This is a genomic window from Acetobacter syzygii (assembly GCF_000964225.1).
GTDB lineage: Bacteria > Pseudomonadota > Alphaproteobacteria > Acetobacterales > Acetobacteraceae > Acetobacter > Acetobacter syzygii.
In genome coordinates this window covers 107,316-123,232 of record NZ_BAMZ01000027.1, presented here as the reverse complement: position 1 = coordinate 123,232, position 15,917 = coordinate 107,316, and the positions used below count along the sequence as shown (strand labels likewise).

13 protein-coding genes are annotated in these 15,917 nt (G+C 49.9%); 5 read left to right on the top strand and 8 right to left on the bottom strand.

The window, feature by feature from the left end:
* Positions 1 to 108: 108 nt before the first annotated feature.
* The 4 genes from Absy_RS10320 to Absy_RS10305 all read right to left on the bottom strand — a co-directional run bounded on the left by Absy_RS10320 (position 109) and on the right by Absy_RS10305 (position 4,796).
* Entirely contained in the window at positions 109 to 678 is a 570-nt protein-coding gene (locus Absy_RS10320; RefSeq protein WP_048854667.1) for a hypothetical protein, read from the bottom strand.
* 464 nt (positions 679 to 1,142) lie between these two features.
* The gene (locus Absy_RS10315; protein WP_048854666.1) at positions 1,143 to 2,507 is read right to left on the bottom strand and encodes a c-type cytochrome; all 1,365 of its coding nucleotides are present in this window, start codon (positions 2,505 to 2,507) and stop codon (positions 1,143 to 1,145) included.
* Complete coding sequence (locus tag Absy_RS10310; RefSeq protein ID WP_048854665.1) at positions 2,500 to 4,137, bottom strand: GMC family oxidoreductase; 1,638 nt, start codon at positions 4,135 to 4,137, stop codon at positions 2,500 to 2,502. Before Absy_RS10310 ends, Absy_RS10315 begins: the two co-directional genes overlap by 8 nt.
* A 20-nt stretch (positions 4,138 to 4,157) precedes the next feature.
* A complete protein-coding gene (locus Absy_RS10305) occupies positions 4,158 to 4,796 on the bottom strand; it encodes a sorbitol dehydrogenase family protein (protein ID WP_048854729.1) in 639 nt (212 codons plus the stop codon).
* Between the two features lie 568 nt (positions 4,797 to 5,364).
* Here Absy_RS10305 and Absy_RS10300 point away from each other — a divergent pair.
* The 3 genes from Absy_RS10300 (at position 5,365) to Absy_RS10290 (ending at position 9,002) form a co-directional block, all read left to right on the top strand.
* On the top strand, positions 5,365 to 5,952 hold the full coding sequence (locus tag Absy_RS10300; protein ID WP_245614803.1) for a DedA family protein: 588 nt from the start codon (positions 5,365 to 5,367) through the stop codon (positions 5,950 to 5,952).
* Positions 5,953 to 6,231: 279 nt separating this feature from the next.
* Entirely contained in the window at positions 6,232 to 6,921 is a 690-nt protein-coding gene (locus Absy_RS10295; RefSeq protein WP_143221433.1) for a Crp/Fnr family transcriptional regulator, read from the top strand.
* Between the two features lie 215 nt (positions 6,922 to 7,136).
* On the top strand, positions 7,137 to 9,002 hold the full coding sequence (locus Absy_RS10290) for a hypothetical protein (RefSeq protein WP_245614802.1): 1,866 nt from the start codon (positions 7,137 to 7,139) through the stop codon (positions 9,000 to 9,002).
* Between the two features lie 127 nt (positions 9,003 to 9,129).
* Here Absy_RS10290 and Absy_RS10285 read toward each other — a convergent pair whose 3' ends face one another.
* From Absy_RS10285 to Absy_RS10275, 3 genes are all read right to left on the bottom strand, one after another.
* Positions 9,130 to 10,422 carry an NAD(P)/FAD-dependent oxidoreductase gene (locus Absy_RS10285; protein ID WP_048854662.1) on the bottom strand — a complete coding sequence of 431 codons (1,293 nt, stop codon included), beginning with the start codon at positions 10,420 to 10,422 and terminating at the stop codon, positions 9,130 to 9,132.
* A 181-nt stretch (positions 10,423 to 10,603) separates the two neighbouring features.
* The gene (locus Absy_RS10280; RefSeq protein ID WP_048854661.1) at positions 10,604 to 11,995 is read right to left on the bottom strand and encodes an NAD-dependent succinate-semialdehyde dehydrogenase; all 1,392 of its coding nucleotides are present in this window, start codon (positions 11,993 to 11,995) and stop codon (positions 10,604 to 10,606) included.
* Between the two features lie 415 nt (positions 11,996 to 12,410).
* Entirely contained in the window at positions 12,411 to 13,004 is a 594-nt protein-coding gene (locus Absy_RS10275; protein WP_048854660.1) for a TetR/AcrR family transcriptional regulator, read from the bottom strand.
* 238 nt (positions 13,005 to 13,242) lie between these two features.
* On the opposite strand from Absy_RS10275, the gene Absy_RS10270 reads away from it, so the two are divergent.
* Complete coding sequence (locus tag Absy_RS10270; RefSeq protein ID WP_048854659.1) at positions 13,243 to 14,451, top strand: MFS transporter; 1,209 nt, start codon at positions 13,243 to 13,245, stop codon at positions 14,449 to 14,451.
* A gap of 69 nt (positions 14,452 to 14,520) precedes the next feature.
* Here Absy_RS10270 and Absy_RS10265 read toward each other — a convergent pair whose 3' ends face one another.
* Positions 14,521 to 14,727 (bottom strand): cold-shock protein, encoded by a 207-nt coding sequence (locus tag Absy_RS10265; RefSeq protein ID WP_048854658.1) that lies wholly within the window; start codon positions 14,725 to 14,727, stop codon positions 14,521 to 14,523.
* A gap of 420 nt (positions 14,728 to 15,147) precedes the next feature.
* Here Absy_RS10265 and Absy_RS10260 point away from each other — a divergent pair, with 420 nt between their 5' ends.
* Positions 15,148 to 15,888: a hypothetical protein gene (locus tag Absy_RS10260; RefSeq protein WP_048854657.1), complete on the top strand. Its 741-nt coding sequence runs from the start codon at positions 15,148 to 15,150 to the stop codon at positions 15,886 to 15,888.
* The last annotated feature ends 29 nt before the right edge of the window (positions 15,889 to 15,917 follow it).

Genomic DNA, 15,917 nt, shown 5'->3' with positions numbered 1-15,917 from the left:
ATAACAGGAGAAAATTCAGCGGTATTCTGCCGACCAAGAAACCGCCAAGACCCTATACTTCAGCACATTTGTGCTCAGGCACTGTATTCTCCCATTCAGATTAAAACATTACTCTGGCTTGGGTGTTTTTTCCTGCGGCATTTCCATGATCTTAATGCAACTGCTCAGAATTTTCCCATTCAAAAAACTGTCTCGAACAATCCGACGGGATATGTCGGTTGATTTATGCTGGCCGTCAGACCTGCGCATATTATCATCCAACACAACACTGCCTGTTTTGGGATCAAAATACCCAAAATCACACAAATGCTGGTTCCTGATATCGGCCATAATATCGAACAGATGGCACTTATATTCCCCAACCCAGATTTCCGTTCCCTTGCGGTTGGAAATATCCGGATAGTTGAATGTCAGCCCACGTGCATGAAAAAAATCAAACACGCCGCCCATAAGGCACTGAGTTGCTTTGACTTCACGCGGGTTGAACTCAAAACCGTAATAAAAATGTTTCTGGTAACGAATCTCGTCTGTAGGCAGGTACTTTTGATTAAACAGACCCATAAACTTCTGCAGGCTATTCGGGTTGGCCTTCACCATAACCGGATCATCGTGAAAAAGCGCTGTGCCACGATAATTGAAGAACACCGGAACAATAATATGTTTTGGGTTTTCCCACATGGGAAATCTCCTAAAGACCTGACCACACAATAAACAGCTTCAGCCTGCCATGATGATGGCTTTGTTAATCCGCCACCTCCACAACCCCCCGAACCAACCTCAATCACACGTCATATCAGCAAGAGAGGCTAAAACATGCAAGTAACCTTCTGAATGCACATCCGCTTGAACCACTTAACCGAACGCCAGACAGAACACATTCCGTTCCATGCGCCCCTCAATTAGCTGCTTATACTCTTTTAGCATAGAGGGGTTTATCTGTGTGATCAGGCCACCCGAGCCAGACCGTGCTCATAACCTGTCCCGCAAACACGAAGACCAAGCAGAAAGGGCCATGACCCTGAACAACAAAAACCCGATCATACGGTCAACTTAATCCGCATGATCGGGGGCATAATCCGGCCTGACCGCATCAATTAAATGCGCTTTTACCTCAAAAGGTTAGCTATCCATGATAACCAACCTTATGGGGCGTGAGCCGATACAGGTTTTGTGGCATCTGACGGTGTAGCCGGTGTTGATGGTCGTGGCCGGGCGGCTCCCACCTGTTCCGCAGTGACATGATGATCACCACTGCCAAATCGATCGGTCAGATAGTTAACCAGCCGCGCGACATCCCTATCACTCAGTCGCTGCACATCCGAATGAGCGCCAAAAGCGGGCATACTGGCGTGGCCCGATGGCGTGGAACGGTTAACTCCTTCCAGAATCGTCATAATCAGATTATCCGACCGCCCCGCTCCCACAACAGAATTGGCAAAAAGCGAAGGAACATACTGGTCGGCGGTCCCCGCTCCATTGACACCATGGCAGGCCGCACAATTTGCATCGTACAGCTCAGCACCACTGTAATCAGGCTGATTATCTACCCGATTGACAACACCCGAGCGCAGGTCAGGCTCAACTGCCGCCTGACCAAAACTGTCGCGCGCCTGATGCTCCACCGCATCATCATGGGCAGGCACCTGCTTTATAAAAGCTGCAAGCGCATGAAGGTCCGCCTCCGTCAGATGGCTTGTGCTGTGCTCCACAGCTTCTCCCATTGGCCCGGCGGCCTGACTGCGCCCTTTGGCATGACCGGTCTTGAGATAGGCAACCAGATCATCCTCGCTCCAGTCTCCTATGCCTCCTGTGCTGCTGGACGTGATATTGGGTGCAAACCAGCCATTCAACTGACTGCCAGCCAAATACTGGTCCTGCTGCTCCACCAGCATAAAGTTGCGCGGTGTGTGGCATGTTCCACAATGTTCCAGCGCGGTTGCCAGGTAGCGGCCACGGCGCAGCTTATCGTATGTGGCGGAATCCCCCGTTTCAGGTTTTTCACTCTCTGCCAGCATGTTCCACGCCATCATGGACATGCGGATATTCCCCGGGAATGCCATTTGTGTCTCTGGCGGCTTGTCGGCTACCGGCTGCACACCATGCATGAACCACGTATATAACGCCTTGACATCCTGATCTGTCAGTCCTGCGTAAGACACATAGGGCATGACCGGATACAGATAGGCACCATCCTTGCGGAGACCCCTGCGAAGCGCTTTTTCAAAATCTTCCTGCGTATAGGTACCAATCCCGTTCTGTGGGTCTGGCGTAATATTGGTCGACACCACAACACCTTTAGGCGTTGCAATTTCCAGCCCTCCGGCAAATGGCTTACCACCCGGTCTGGTATGGCAGGCCACACAGTCGCCTGCTGTTGCCAGGTAAGCACCACGCGCCATAAGGGCGGCCTGTTGCGCATCCTCGGCATAGGCCTGTTCAGTGAACAATCCGCTCAGCAGGGCACTCCCGAGCAGAATGGACCCTACAAGATATTTGGAATCAGCCATGCAGCAGTTCTTTTTTCAACGTATCGGCAACACGCAATGCAATGGCTGCCACAGTCAGGGTAATATTCCCCGTTCCTACAGTGGAAAAAACGGATGAACTGGCAATAAACAGGTTTTCATGGTCATGGGTCCTGCAATGCCCGTCCACCACGGAATCCTTGGGGTCCACACCCATTATGGTGCTCCCTGCGGGATGATCCTGTGGGAAGTAACCCGGCGTCCACTCCTCATCCGTACCGTGCATCAAATGGATTAACTGGCGGAACACGCTTCGCGTATGGTCACAGCTACGCACTGTATATTGTGGAAGCTTATAATAGACTTGTGGGTGGGGAATACCCAAAGCATCTTTTTCCGTTGTGCTCAGAGTCAAACGATTTTCGGGGTCGGGCAAGGCTTCGTTATGGCTGAACAGCCTTACCGTATGGGAAGCAAGATAACGGATCTGCTCTTCCAGCTCCCGCCCGACAAACCCTTTGGCTATGGCAAGCTGAGTAGCAAAATCGACCTGATTGTCGTCCACCATATGCACAAGGTAAGCGCCGCGTTCGTTCCGCCAGTCACCATCGCGGAAATTATCAATCACATTGGTTTCGAGTGGACCACGCCCAGGCCAGAGTGCCTTGTCCCCGCTGATAAATGTAACCTGCACCCCTGTATGGTCCATCATATTCCGGCCCACATGACCAGAACTGTTAGCCACGCCATTGGGGCTCTGCTCATCAGCAGACAGAAGCATAAGCTTGGCGGTTTCAATACAATGTGCGGCGATCACAAAGTATTTTCCGCTTACACGGTGCGATCCTTTATCCGGGTCATAATAATGCACAGCAACAACTTTTTTGTTCGCTGCGTCCCGTTCAATTTTATAAACCACCGCATTGGGGATAAACGTCGCACCGGCTGCTTCCGCATGGTAAACGGAGTAACTTCCGTTATACATGGCGCCAATCGGGCATATTGGCATACAGTTATTATGCCCCTCGCACGTTGGGCGGCCATCATACGGTCGGGTGTTGCGTGCCTGTGGTTCGTGCACAATACGCCACGGTGTTTTTTCGGCAATCAGTTTGCGGAACTCCTGCCCCGCGTAGGAGAGTGGCAGAGCCTCCATCGGATAAGGCTGTTTACGGGGAGACCCAAGATCCTCCACACCAGGATCAGGACCACAAACGCCCATCATGACCTCGGCCTGATAGTAAAATGGCTCAAGGTCATCATACTTCAATGCCCAGTCCCGCCCCTGCCCGTACCGGGTTTTCAGTTCAAAATCAGACGGCAGGTAGCGCCATGCACACCCGGCCCAGTGCCAGGTTGTTCCCCCCATAACCCGCAGGTAAGCCTGCTGGTATGCTTCCGCATCCGGGCCAGAGGTATGCAGGTACTTATTAGGTGATCTCTGATTAGGTGGATGTGGTGCCCACGGTGTGCTGGGAAATGGCCCCTGATAAGAAGGCTTGTTCTCCAGATTGCGAAAATTCTCCACAAAATGTTGCCGATCCACACGGGGGCCAGCTTCCAGCACAATAACGGATATACCAGCACGGGCCAGTTCGTTGGCAATGGAACTCCCGGCAACACCGGAGCCGACAATAACAACATCGGCAGAAAGATTTTGGTCAGAAGGCATGATTGGACCGCTTCGGTTGTTCAGGTAGGTTCCACGACGAAAGGCGAGGGCGAAAGTGCTGGCAGACCAGTCGGACGCGCGACTTCAGGCGGCTTTGTGGTCCAGTAAAACGGGCCACCTGCGGCATAAGTCTTGGGGTAGATCGCATCCTTGGTGATGTCGAACATCAGGGCGGAGCGGTACACAACAACCTTTCCGCCAGCTACGCCACGGTACCAAGCAATCATAATATCATGCACCGCGTCTTTTAAGGTTTTGTCCGCCTTCTCCGCCGCTTTGGCCAGTTCAGATGCCGTAATCAGCCGTTCACGTGCTTTAAGGTCATACAGAGCCTGAATTTGCCCCCTTCGCTGTGGCGTAGCCTGCACAATACCAGCATACAAAGCCGCGCCAATTGCCGCATTCAGTGCAGTGCGGTCTGTAAGGCAATGGGAAATATCCATAAACCGCATTAAATCCGGATCGACCGCTGGGACTGATGGTGATGGCGTTGCTCCCTGCGCAAAGACCGCAGGTCCTCCACCCAATACCGCCAGAGCGCTCATACCGGTGGTAAGCAGGACATCTCGACGCATCAACCGCATGGACTGGCTCAATCTGAGTGCATGAGGCGATGCCCCCCTAGAACCAGCCGATAAACTACGTCTTTCCTGCGTCACAAACGCGCACTCCAAAATAACCGGGTCAGCAACAGAATACCCACAGCATCATCACGGCTGCCCAACAGGCAACCAGTTCCTTTTGTAAACCAGACTGACAGCACACAGGGCTGACAAAGCAACATAACTACCCTGAACAGACAACAGAACTCTCATAAAAATAGAAAAATCTCATAAAAAAATTTCAATAATTTATAAAAAATAAGAGAATAAATGATTATATTCTTCACTTTTGTTTTTAAATATATGTATTTTTAATAAATTTTATAAAATTATTCTTTAACATAAAATGCTAAGGTATGTTTTTTCAAATCAGAATCACGCATTACGGAACAGAATACGCCATTCCAAGCAGTCCTCGCTACCTGCACAGTCTTATAAAAAAACAGACAGACCACATGATGCACAGGTATGCTCATGCCTTCATTCATCCGGAAATGCAGCCATGCAACGCACACTCTTCCCAGCGTGAACACTCTGGCGGCATCAGACAACGGAACATCAAAAAAGGACGCTCCCTCTGCTACACCATCTGGATACGCTGCTTCAGCACTACGGTTACGGTATCGTGACCCTGCTTGTCCTTATGGAAAGCATGGGTCTGCCCGTTCCTGCGGAAACCTGTATTATCACCGCATCGCTTTATTGCCTGAAAACCCACCATCTGGCCATTCAGGGCGTTGCTCTGGCAGCAATTGCCGGAGCAATTATTGGAGACAATTTGGGTTATCTGATTGGCAGACATTTTGGATTGCCCCTGCTGCAAAAACATGGAGCCAAAGTCGGCCTAACCCCCGATCGCCTTGTTCTGGGGCAGTATCTGTTCCGCCACCACGGTAGCGCCATTGTGTTTTTTGGCCGCTTTGTCTCAGTCCTGCGTGTTTTTGTCGCATTGCTTGCTGGTGCCTGTAATATGCACTGGAGACGGTTCATGCTCTTTAATGCACTGGGGGGTACCTGTTGGGCTGGTGGTTATGCAATGGGTACCTATCTGTTGGGCCGCAAAATATCCGAGGTGTCTGGCCCAACGGGCATTGCTATTGGCACACTCACTGTAATCGGCCTGGTGGGGTCGGGTATATTCCTCCGCAAGAACGAAAAATACCTCACTCAGCGCGCTCTTATGGAAGAAAAAGCGCTCTCCTCCACTCCATAACCATCTCCGCATATAAGGGCCATACATGTCGGCTGGCTTTTTTGTGTAAAGCCAGCCCTCAGATCTTTTTAACCCAAACTCTTGCAGGATCGATGTCCGCAGGAATGAGCCTGCCGTTAAATAGCCATCAATCGATATTGCGAAACGGTCCCGTTTCGTTTACTTGTTGTGTCATCATCCACTCAGCCGACACAAGAAAGGGTCTACCGGCATGAGGAGCACGCACCATAAATACCAATCTGTGCCAGCATTCCGGTTTTTTACGTGGTAATCCATAACGTGCAGCACGTTATTCCCCACCATACTCCATGTTATTCTGATGCAATTTTTCCAATAAAATCCCGGATAATGGGGGATAATACCTTTTCTGTACTCAATACAATCTGTACAGACCTTAAAAAACCCGCCAAAAGCATCATCTTCCGCCAGGGAGAACATGCAGATTTTCTTTATTTCATTCAGTCTGGCGCACTCAAACTGGACTATCAGCTTGAAGATGGTCGTAATCTGGTACTCGATTTTTTGTGGCCAGACAGATTTTTTGGCATTGCAGAAAATGAGACTTACGCATGGTCCGCAACAACCCTTGTGGATGTACACCTAAAGCGTTTTAAGCTCAGTTCTGTTCAGGTTCTTGCTCAAGAACACCCCAACATAACAAACCTTTTGCTCCAGCAAAAAATGGCCTCTCTTATGGCTGCCAAAACCCATATTACCCTCATGTCCTGCCCAACAGCGACCAGCAAGCTGATAGGTTTTTTGTTGGAATACAAAAAAATCCCCAATTATTTTAACCCATCTACACAAGTATTAACCCTGATCATGAGCAGAAAAGATATTGCCGACTACCTGGGAATGACATTTGAAACAACAAGTCGAATATTCAAATATCTGGAAACCAATGGTTATATTAAAAAGCTCAATCACAGGCAGATACAGCTCAACATGCACAAATTACAACTGACATAAACGCCCCCGTCCACATAATATTCTGGCCTCATGTCACCCACGGTGTGCTCTCATGCCTATCCAGTGCTTTATCCGCATATCTGTCTCTGTATGGATGGGTGGTAAAATTGGCATATCTATACGACCCCAATCCCCGTTAAATCACTCCTGCGTTATCGGTAAGGCACTGTAATAAATGATAGTCGCCTCTGACCGGCACATAAGGATCGGTCAGGGTGAAAAAACAACATTCGCACATGCATCATCAAAAACTCTGGCATTTTGGTCTTTCTCTGGCCATCGCCTGCACCATATACCCGCTCCACCGCGCACAGGCAGACAGCAGCGCCGAGATCGCCCAGCTGCGTAGCATGGTTTTTCAACTTCAAGCTCAGGTCAAAGAACTGCAAAAAAATCAAAAAAGCAGTCACACCAACACACATCACCCATCGGGGGCAACGCAGGCCCATACAATGCCGTCTGGCACAAACCGGTCTCCTTACCGCACGACCGCACATCTAGGCCAGACCAACCCACCCCCGTTGAGCAGTCAGCCAGATGATGCTCTGGCTGGCCCCATTCGCATCAATAATCAACCTGTGGCACCATTTTCTGCCGATCCTGCCCCCCTTACCGAGGCACAGGGGCAATCAACCGTCAAAAGTATCAATCTGTCTTCTTCCAGCCCCACGGCACTCACCCAGACGGAAGTGGATAGCCTGCCTCCTATTTTTAAAATTGGTTCTGTCTCCGTCAAACTCGGCGGATTTGTGGATATGTCCAATATCTACCGTGACAAAAACCTAACAGCAGGCCCCGCAACCCCATGGGGTTCCTTCCCATATTCGGGCAATCCTAATGCGCATGCCTCGGAATACCGCCCGACTGCACAACTCAGCCGTTTTAGCCTGCTTATTGAAGGGAAGCCCGCCAAAGGGGTTACTGTTGAAGCCTATGTGGAAAGCGACTTTGGCGGCTCTGGCAGCAACTCCAACGCCGTGCAGACCAACAGCTATGTTCCCAGAATGCGGCAAGCCTACCTTGCCGCGGATGACCGCGACCTTGGCCTGCATTTTCTGGCGGGTCAGGCGTGGAGTTTGACCACCGGATACACCAACACCCTCCTGCGCAGGCACGAACAACTTCCTCCTGTTGTGGATAGTAACCTTATTCCCGGCGTTATCTTCACCCGCGTTCCTCAGGTGCGCTTTATCAAGGACTTCCATCGCAAATGGTGGCTTGGCCTTTCGGTGGAAACACCACAGGCCACGCTTGGTTTTGATGATTCAACGCTGGATTCAGGCGGTAACATTCCCCCCGCCATGGGTCAGACATCTGGGCCTCATGTCATTTACAACAGCACCGGTACAGGCATGTTGGACCCGGAAGCACATTACAGTCTGGACGCAGCACCCGATATTGTTCTTAAAGGCGCGGTTGATACATCTGCAGGGCACTATGAACTGTATGGTCTGGCACGCTGGTTCCGCACTATTGTGGTCAACGGAGGTGGCAGTGGTGGAGTTGGTGGCCAAGCCCACTCTCGCGTAGCGTTCGGAGGTGGTGTTGGCGGATCCATGGCAGTTCCGCTACTCGCAGGCAAAATGCAGCTTGTTGGAGACGTGCTGGCAGGCAAGGGCGTCGGCAGATATGGTCCCAGCCAGTTACCGGACATGACCTTCCGCAGTTCTGGTGCCCCAGCACCTTTGCGCGAAATTATTGGATCTCTTGGCTTAATCGGCCACCCAACAGATAATTTGCTGCTTTACACCTACGGTGGTGTGGAAGCGGCGCACCGTAGCGTCTATGAAGGTGCGGATGGCAATTATTATGGTTACGGATCACCCAACGCCAATCTTTCTGGCTGCTCGATCATGCTTGGCACCTGCAATGCACAGACCCAGTCTTTGGCGTCCTACACAATGGGTGGATGGTGGCATCTGCTGGACGGACGTTATGGTAGCGTGATGACGGGACTGCAATATACCTACGTCCGCAAATTTGCGTTCCGTGGCGTTGATAACGCAGGCAATGCCTCCCGCCCAACAGCAAATGGCAACACCGTTTTTGTCACATTCCGGTATTACCCATTCCAGAACTGAATATTCTACACTATTATGATCTGGATAAGCAGCACCTTCCCCACTTATGTTAACAAGCCAAGAAAGTGCTGCCACAAAATAATATGGCTTTTTTTTACAGCTTGGAAAAACAGTTTAACTCTAAAACCTAATCCAGGCGGACTTGTGGACGAATAAAGGTTTCAATCCGATCTGCAAAAATGGAAGCCAAACCACGCCACCATCCATACAATTCAACCTGATGTTTCCTATAAAGCATAATATGGCCCATACGTGCAGCAAGACCTCGCATAAAGCCCCCACCAAGGACCCGTCCCCCCGGTAGCGCTGCCCAGCCGTTATAATTACCCAAAGCGACAATGGCCCCTTTGTTATGGAAAATACAGGATGGCACCTCTTTACCCTGTTCAATCCACGCGGGTAGGTGCTTGGCCAGATGAATAGCCTGCTGGCGCGCAACCTGTGCTGTTGCAGGCAATGGATCATCTACAATAAAGGAGCAGTCTCCCATTGCAAAAATCCGATCATCGTCCACAGAACACAAATTTGGCTTTACCTGTATCTGCCCTGAACGGTTAAGGGACAGACCACCATAAGCGCGTGTTACCTCTGGTGCTTTAACCCCTGCGGCCCACACGCGCAAAGTCGCAGGAACATGCGTGCCATCTTTAAGAATAAACCCGGTCTGATCAGCTCCGGCTACTCTGGCCGATGTACGCACATTTACGCCAATACGCTCCAGCTCCTGCTGTGCAGCAGCCGAGACTGCCTCCGGAAAAGCCGGTAGAATACGCGCACCTGACTGAAGCAGCGTTATGCTGAGCTTGGGTGGTTCCTTACCAAAAGCGTGCAAACTGACAGGGTCCACAATTTCGAGCGACTTATGCAGTTCTGCTGCAAGCTGGGTACCTGTAGCTCCCCCACCCACAATCGCAATATCCAAATTGGATGTATGCGCAAAAGCCTTGAGCAGCTCCATGCGAAACTTCTCGTTAAAAGCATTTGCTTCCACAAGATTATCAATAAATAGGCAATTCTCTTTAACTCCGGGTGTACCAAAATCATTGGCACAACTCCCAACTGCCAGAACAATGGCATCGTAGTTCAGTGTCCGGCTTTCAAGAACAGGTGTGCCATCTGATGCATTAAAAGGACTGAGTGTGACTTCTCTTTTCGCACGATCAATCGAGACAACTTCTCCGGGCCAGAATTCAAAATGGTTTCCGCTGGCCTGAGACATAAAACTAATGCGGTCATTCTCATTCATGACTGTGCCCGCTGCAAAACAATGCAACATGGGTTTCCAGACATGGCAGAAACTTTTGTCCACCAGAGTAATACAGATTTTTCCCTGCCTGCCAAGAGTTTTTCCCAGACGCGTTGCAAGGGCCAATCCGGCTACACCACCGCCAACAATGAGAATTTCAGACCTGGACGACATCGGTTTTACAAGCCTCTTTTAAAAGCAGGAAGAGAAGAGCCATAGAATATGGCTCCCCACGAGGAGCCCTATCCGTTTATTTTGACTTTGGAGGATGTAGTGTATGCTTTATTAAAAAGCATAAATTATAATATGACTTTTTAAATCCTGGCAGAAATTCTCTTCTGCCAGGACCAACTGATCAGAACGGCGCGTCAATATCAACCGTATTGATAAGCTTGTGGTTAACAAACTCTTTGATCCCCAGACCAATCAGTTCACGGCCATAACCCGAGCGGGCAATACCACCAAACGGTAGATCTGCCTTCGGTACCAAAGGATGGTTGATAAACACCATACCGGTACGAATACGGGCTGCAACACGCGCGCCACGTGCTTCATCGCGCGTAAAGACAGAACCGCCCAGACCATAAGGCGAGTCATTGGCAATGCGCACGGCATCGTTTTCGTCTTTTGCACGATAAAGCTGCGTTACAGGGCCAAAGAATTCCCAATGCCGCGCTTCATTGTTTTCATCCAGACCAGTCATCAGCAGAGGCTGGAAGAAAGCACCTTTACCCGGCACAGGTGCACCAATAACTTCCACCTTGGCACCGTGGCTCATGGCCCGCGTAACTTGGTCATGCAGGTCATCTTTGGCTGCCTGGGAAGAAAGAGGCGCCAAGGTGGTGGACGGATCCATAGGATCACCCGCCTTCAGTTCGGCCACACCTTTTTTGTACAGCTCCAAAAAGCGGTCATATACAGCATCTGCAACAATCAAGCGCTTGGCAGACACGCAAACCTGACCAGCATTCCAATGACGGCCCAGAACAGCCCATTTGGCTGCTTTTTCCACATCTGCGTCGTCCAGAACAATGAAGGCGTCTGCGCCCCCCAGTTCCATAGTCGCTTTTTTCAAAGCCTTACCAGCGGTGCCAGCAATAATGACACCCGCACCTTCAGACCCGGTTAAAGCCACGCCACATACGCGCGGGTCATTCAGAATCATCGCAGTATGGGGGCGGGCAGCATAAAGATTACGGAACAGCCCCTTGGGCAAACCGGCTTCTTCCATCAGGCTCTGGCAGGCGGCAGCACACTGCGGCAGATTGGATGCGTGTTTGAGCAGTACGGCATTACCAGCAGAAAGCTGGGGCGCAATAATGCGAACAACCTGATAGAAAGGAAAATTCCACGGCTCAATAGCCAGAACAATACCCAGCGGTTCATGCACCAGAACTGCTTTGCCCTCTGCAGGGTCTGCAACCGGCAGGACTTCTGGCTTCAGCAGTTCTTCGGCGTATTTTGCGTAATATTCAAAAATTTCTGCTGAAAGAATGACTTCTTTTTTTGATTCTTCAAACAGTTTGCCCATTTCCAGCGTGCCAAGCAGGGCATATTTATCCACATCGCGGCGCAAAATCGCTGCAGCAGCATTCATAATGCGTGCACGTTCTGCAAAAGATGTTTCCCGCCAGCTTTCATAAGCCTCATGGGCCTGTGTCAGTGCGCTCTGGACTTCTGCATCTGTTGCATCGGGAAAAGTGGCAAGAACTTCGCCCGTGTATGGATTAGTTGTCGCGTAGGCCATTTTTACCTCACAAGTGTTAGCGGTAGTCAGGGCAGGCAACACGTGCCCTCACCCTGCCCCCAGATCCCGAACTGCGCGGAGCATCGGGAAGAATCGTGAATAGACCGGTCAACTCAAATATGGACAAACACACACCGCAATGCTGCAACAACGGGGGCATGTTCGACCACAACGCCACACAGAAAAACATTTCTGCCAAAACCGAAGATCTGTCACACTCTTCATGCAGGTGTTTGCATTTCTGTGCTGCTCATACTGTCTGTATATGTATGGATACAGATGTGGTCAACGCAATAATTAGACCGATCGTCTCATATCCGCCCTGCGCACCATGCACGCATAAGATAAGTGATTGTAATACAATAATTTAAAAAAGACGTATTAGGTCCTGATTTAATGCAAACCATTTTTTGCATTAAGGCAGAAGTAGCCGTTCGGATGCTAACCATGTCTTTTCAAACGGCTGGGACCGATGCGTAATCTTCACCATCAAGGTTGCACCAAGCCAAAGCTGGTAGAGGGCACCGGCCAGAACCTGTGGCTCCATCCCCTGCCGCACACATCCTTCATTCTGCCCTTGCGCAATAGTCCGGGCAATGCGGTCAATGGCCTTAGCCGTCCCAGAATCCAGAATTCTACGCATCCGTTCTGACAGGTCAGAAACTTCGGCCGCCAATTTAACAATCAGGCATTTATCGCCAATTTTGCCATCCACATGAGTTTCCTGCCAAAAACGAAAATAGGCAAACAACTGATCCGCTGCATTCCCCACGCTGGGTGAGAACAGAGTATCCATTTTTTGCAGATAATCATCCATATAAATACGCAAAAGCTCTTCGCCAAAAGCTTCCTTGGAATCAAAATAATGGTAAAATGATCCTTTAGGAATACTGGCCACTTCCAGTATTTGGGAAATACCCACAGCAGAAAAACCGCGTTCTCCAACAATAGTGCGCGCGGCCTCTACAATACGCCTTCTGGCTGCATTATGCTTTTCTACAACACTCATGGGTTTTTGATAGAGTATCTATTATAGATAGTCAATACAACTAGACTGATTGGTCTAATTAGTGCGCGTGGTTTTGAACATTCTTAACAAACCCAGCCACAATAGAAGCGAAATCCTACAATGCCAGCAGATTAGTCCGAGACCTTATCATACCCATAGGGGCAAACTCGCATAACGGCATCGCAGCCTAACAGCTTGCTTACTGTGCAAACCCCCAGAAATCTGGTCCAATTGGCATATAGGTACCTCACAAACATCCGATGCATCTCCGGTCAGCAGAGTACTGTCTGTCGTTCTGTTCAATTTACTCGTGTATATTGTCATTGGATTACCCAATGCCGTTCTGACCATTTTTGTGCATACGGTCCTTGGTTACAGCACAACGCTGGCCGGACTAACCTTTGCCTTGCAATATTTGGCTACCTTTGCCGCCCGCTCTTCCGCGGGGCGACTGGTAGATAAAATTGGCCCCAAACCGGTCGTTATTGGTGGGTTACTTAGCTGTGTTTCTGCCGGGGCTCTTTTAGGGTGGGCAGGCATGATGCAACATATGCCTGCCGTCTCCCTAGGAATTCTCCTGCTCAGTCGCCTTTTTCTAGGCTGGGCAGAAAGCTGGACATCAACAGGGGTGATCATCTGGAATATCCACCGCGCTGGTGCTGAAAATACAGCTCTTGCCATATCGTGGAATGGAATCTGTTCCTATGGAGGCATTGCCCTTGGTGCACCCGTAGGGGCCACTTTAGCCCTTATACCATCGCCTTATGGAGGGTTAGTGGCTGTTGGTGCATTATCAGCCGCTCTTCCCTTGTTCGGGCTTGCTCTGATTGGCTTTTATCAGGGAGCGCAGCCACACCCTTCCACGGAAACGCCTCTTTCCTTCCGCAAAGCTCTGCGCCTTGTTCTATGGCATGGCTGTGCCCTTGCGGCTGGTTCTATTGGGTTTGCCGCAATTTCGTCTTTTCTTGCCCTCTATTATGCCGCCCACCATTGGGCTGGTGCCGCCACGGCACTCGCTGTTTTTGGCGGTGTATTTGTTTGCATTCGCTTTTTCTTTGCGTCCCAGATAAAGCGACGTGGCGGCGTATTTGTCGCCATTATTTCGCTTCTGGTCGAAACCATCGGACTTGGCATTATTGGCATTTTTCCATCACGCCATAATGCTCTTTTAGGTGCGGCTTTAACTGGAGCAGGATTTTCACTTCTCTTCCCAGCTCTTGGCGTGTTGGCCGTGAACAAAGCCGGCCCACGAAACCGCGGTGCAGCCTTGAGCGCCTATTCCATTTTTTTAGATCTGGCGATTGCCTGTTCCGGCTTTACCCTTGGACCTATTATTGAATTTTCCGGCTACACAGCCATGTTCCTGACCAGCGCTGGTTGTTGCTTACTGGGCGCTTTGATCAGCTATTTGCTACAACGTGTGCGCCATTCACCTTCGGTCGCATAACTGTATTTGCAGGCATAAAAAAAGCCGCCCCGAAAGGCGGCTTCAGACAGCATTTCTGCCAATCTGGTCTTAGGCTGCCTTGAGATTGACAGCAGACTTTTTGCCGTTACGGCCAGCTTCGATTTCATAAGAAATCTGCTGCCCTTCGCTAAGCGAAGCCATACCTGCACGTTCCAGTGCAGAAATGTGAACAAACACGTCCTGCCCACCATCCTCAGGCTGGATAAAACCAAAGCCTTTGGTCGAATTAAACCATTTTACGGTGCCTGTTGTCATAACTAGGCTCCTTTATATAACATCGTGGTCGCGCACAGAACACGTGCGCAATCGTAACTTCCAACAAAGCAATACCAACACAACGCGCGCCAGTCTGCCTTATAAGAGCATCCACCCGTTCATCTGCACATGAATGCGCCTAAAACACAAGTTATAATTTTCAAAACGAACCGAATTCCATTTTAAAATTCTCATAAAAATCTCCACACCCTTGAAATTATAGAATTATATTATTTTTAAAAATCTTCAGAATTACTTTTTTATAGTTCTAATTTTATTGTTTCTTAACCACACCTCCCAAATTCTGCCTTCTGCACGTTCAAACTTGATAATCCTCCATAATCAGGACCAAAAACTGGAAGCAACTCAGAGTTCAAGGTATGGAACACCCTACCCGCAAAAACCCCAAGGCTGTGTGAGATGTCCACCACCACCCCGACCCCGGAACACCCGACAAACGGTGCAACAAACACCATTTGGAAAGATTTTCCCGAAGCTGCATTACTCAACCTCGTCACCACAGAACTTGTGCGAAACTTTCCCCGCCCATTGCAGGATGACAACCGACGGGTACACACACCCACACTCTTTGCTGCACTGGGTAGTGTGTGCGGCTTTGCCACCCAGACCAGCCTGTTTGCCTTAATTCAGGACGGATTACGCCCAGAGCAGGATATGATGGCCCACACACTTGCCGGGGGGAGAACTTTTCTGTTCGGTGAGCAATTAAACCAGCTTCTGATTGAAGGAGATGCTACCCTCCATAATCCTGGGCTCTGGCCATGTCTGACCGGTCCAGCCTTACAAAAAGGCTGCACGGCGCAAGATTTGCCAGATGTTAACGAACAGTTTGCCTGTGTTGCCAGCAGACTGGGCACCGCAAACGAAGGAAAACCCGACGTTTCTGCTGATTTTAGTCCTCTTATTTCCGTCGAAGATCTACGGGAAGCTATGTGGGTTTATATAGAACCCATTTTTTTGCAGAATTACCCAGATAAACCCGGCCCCTACGGCCCGCTCCCCAAACATTTGTGGAGCACCGCCATAAATGTAGCAACCGGCTTATTGTTCAACACCATGTTCAATGTCATGCCTGCACGCACAGCCATGACACTTATTGTGCAATCAGCAATCTTTGGCTCAAAAATCCTGGAAAACTGATAATCTGGCCCAACCATGCGCTATAGGGA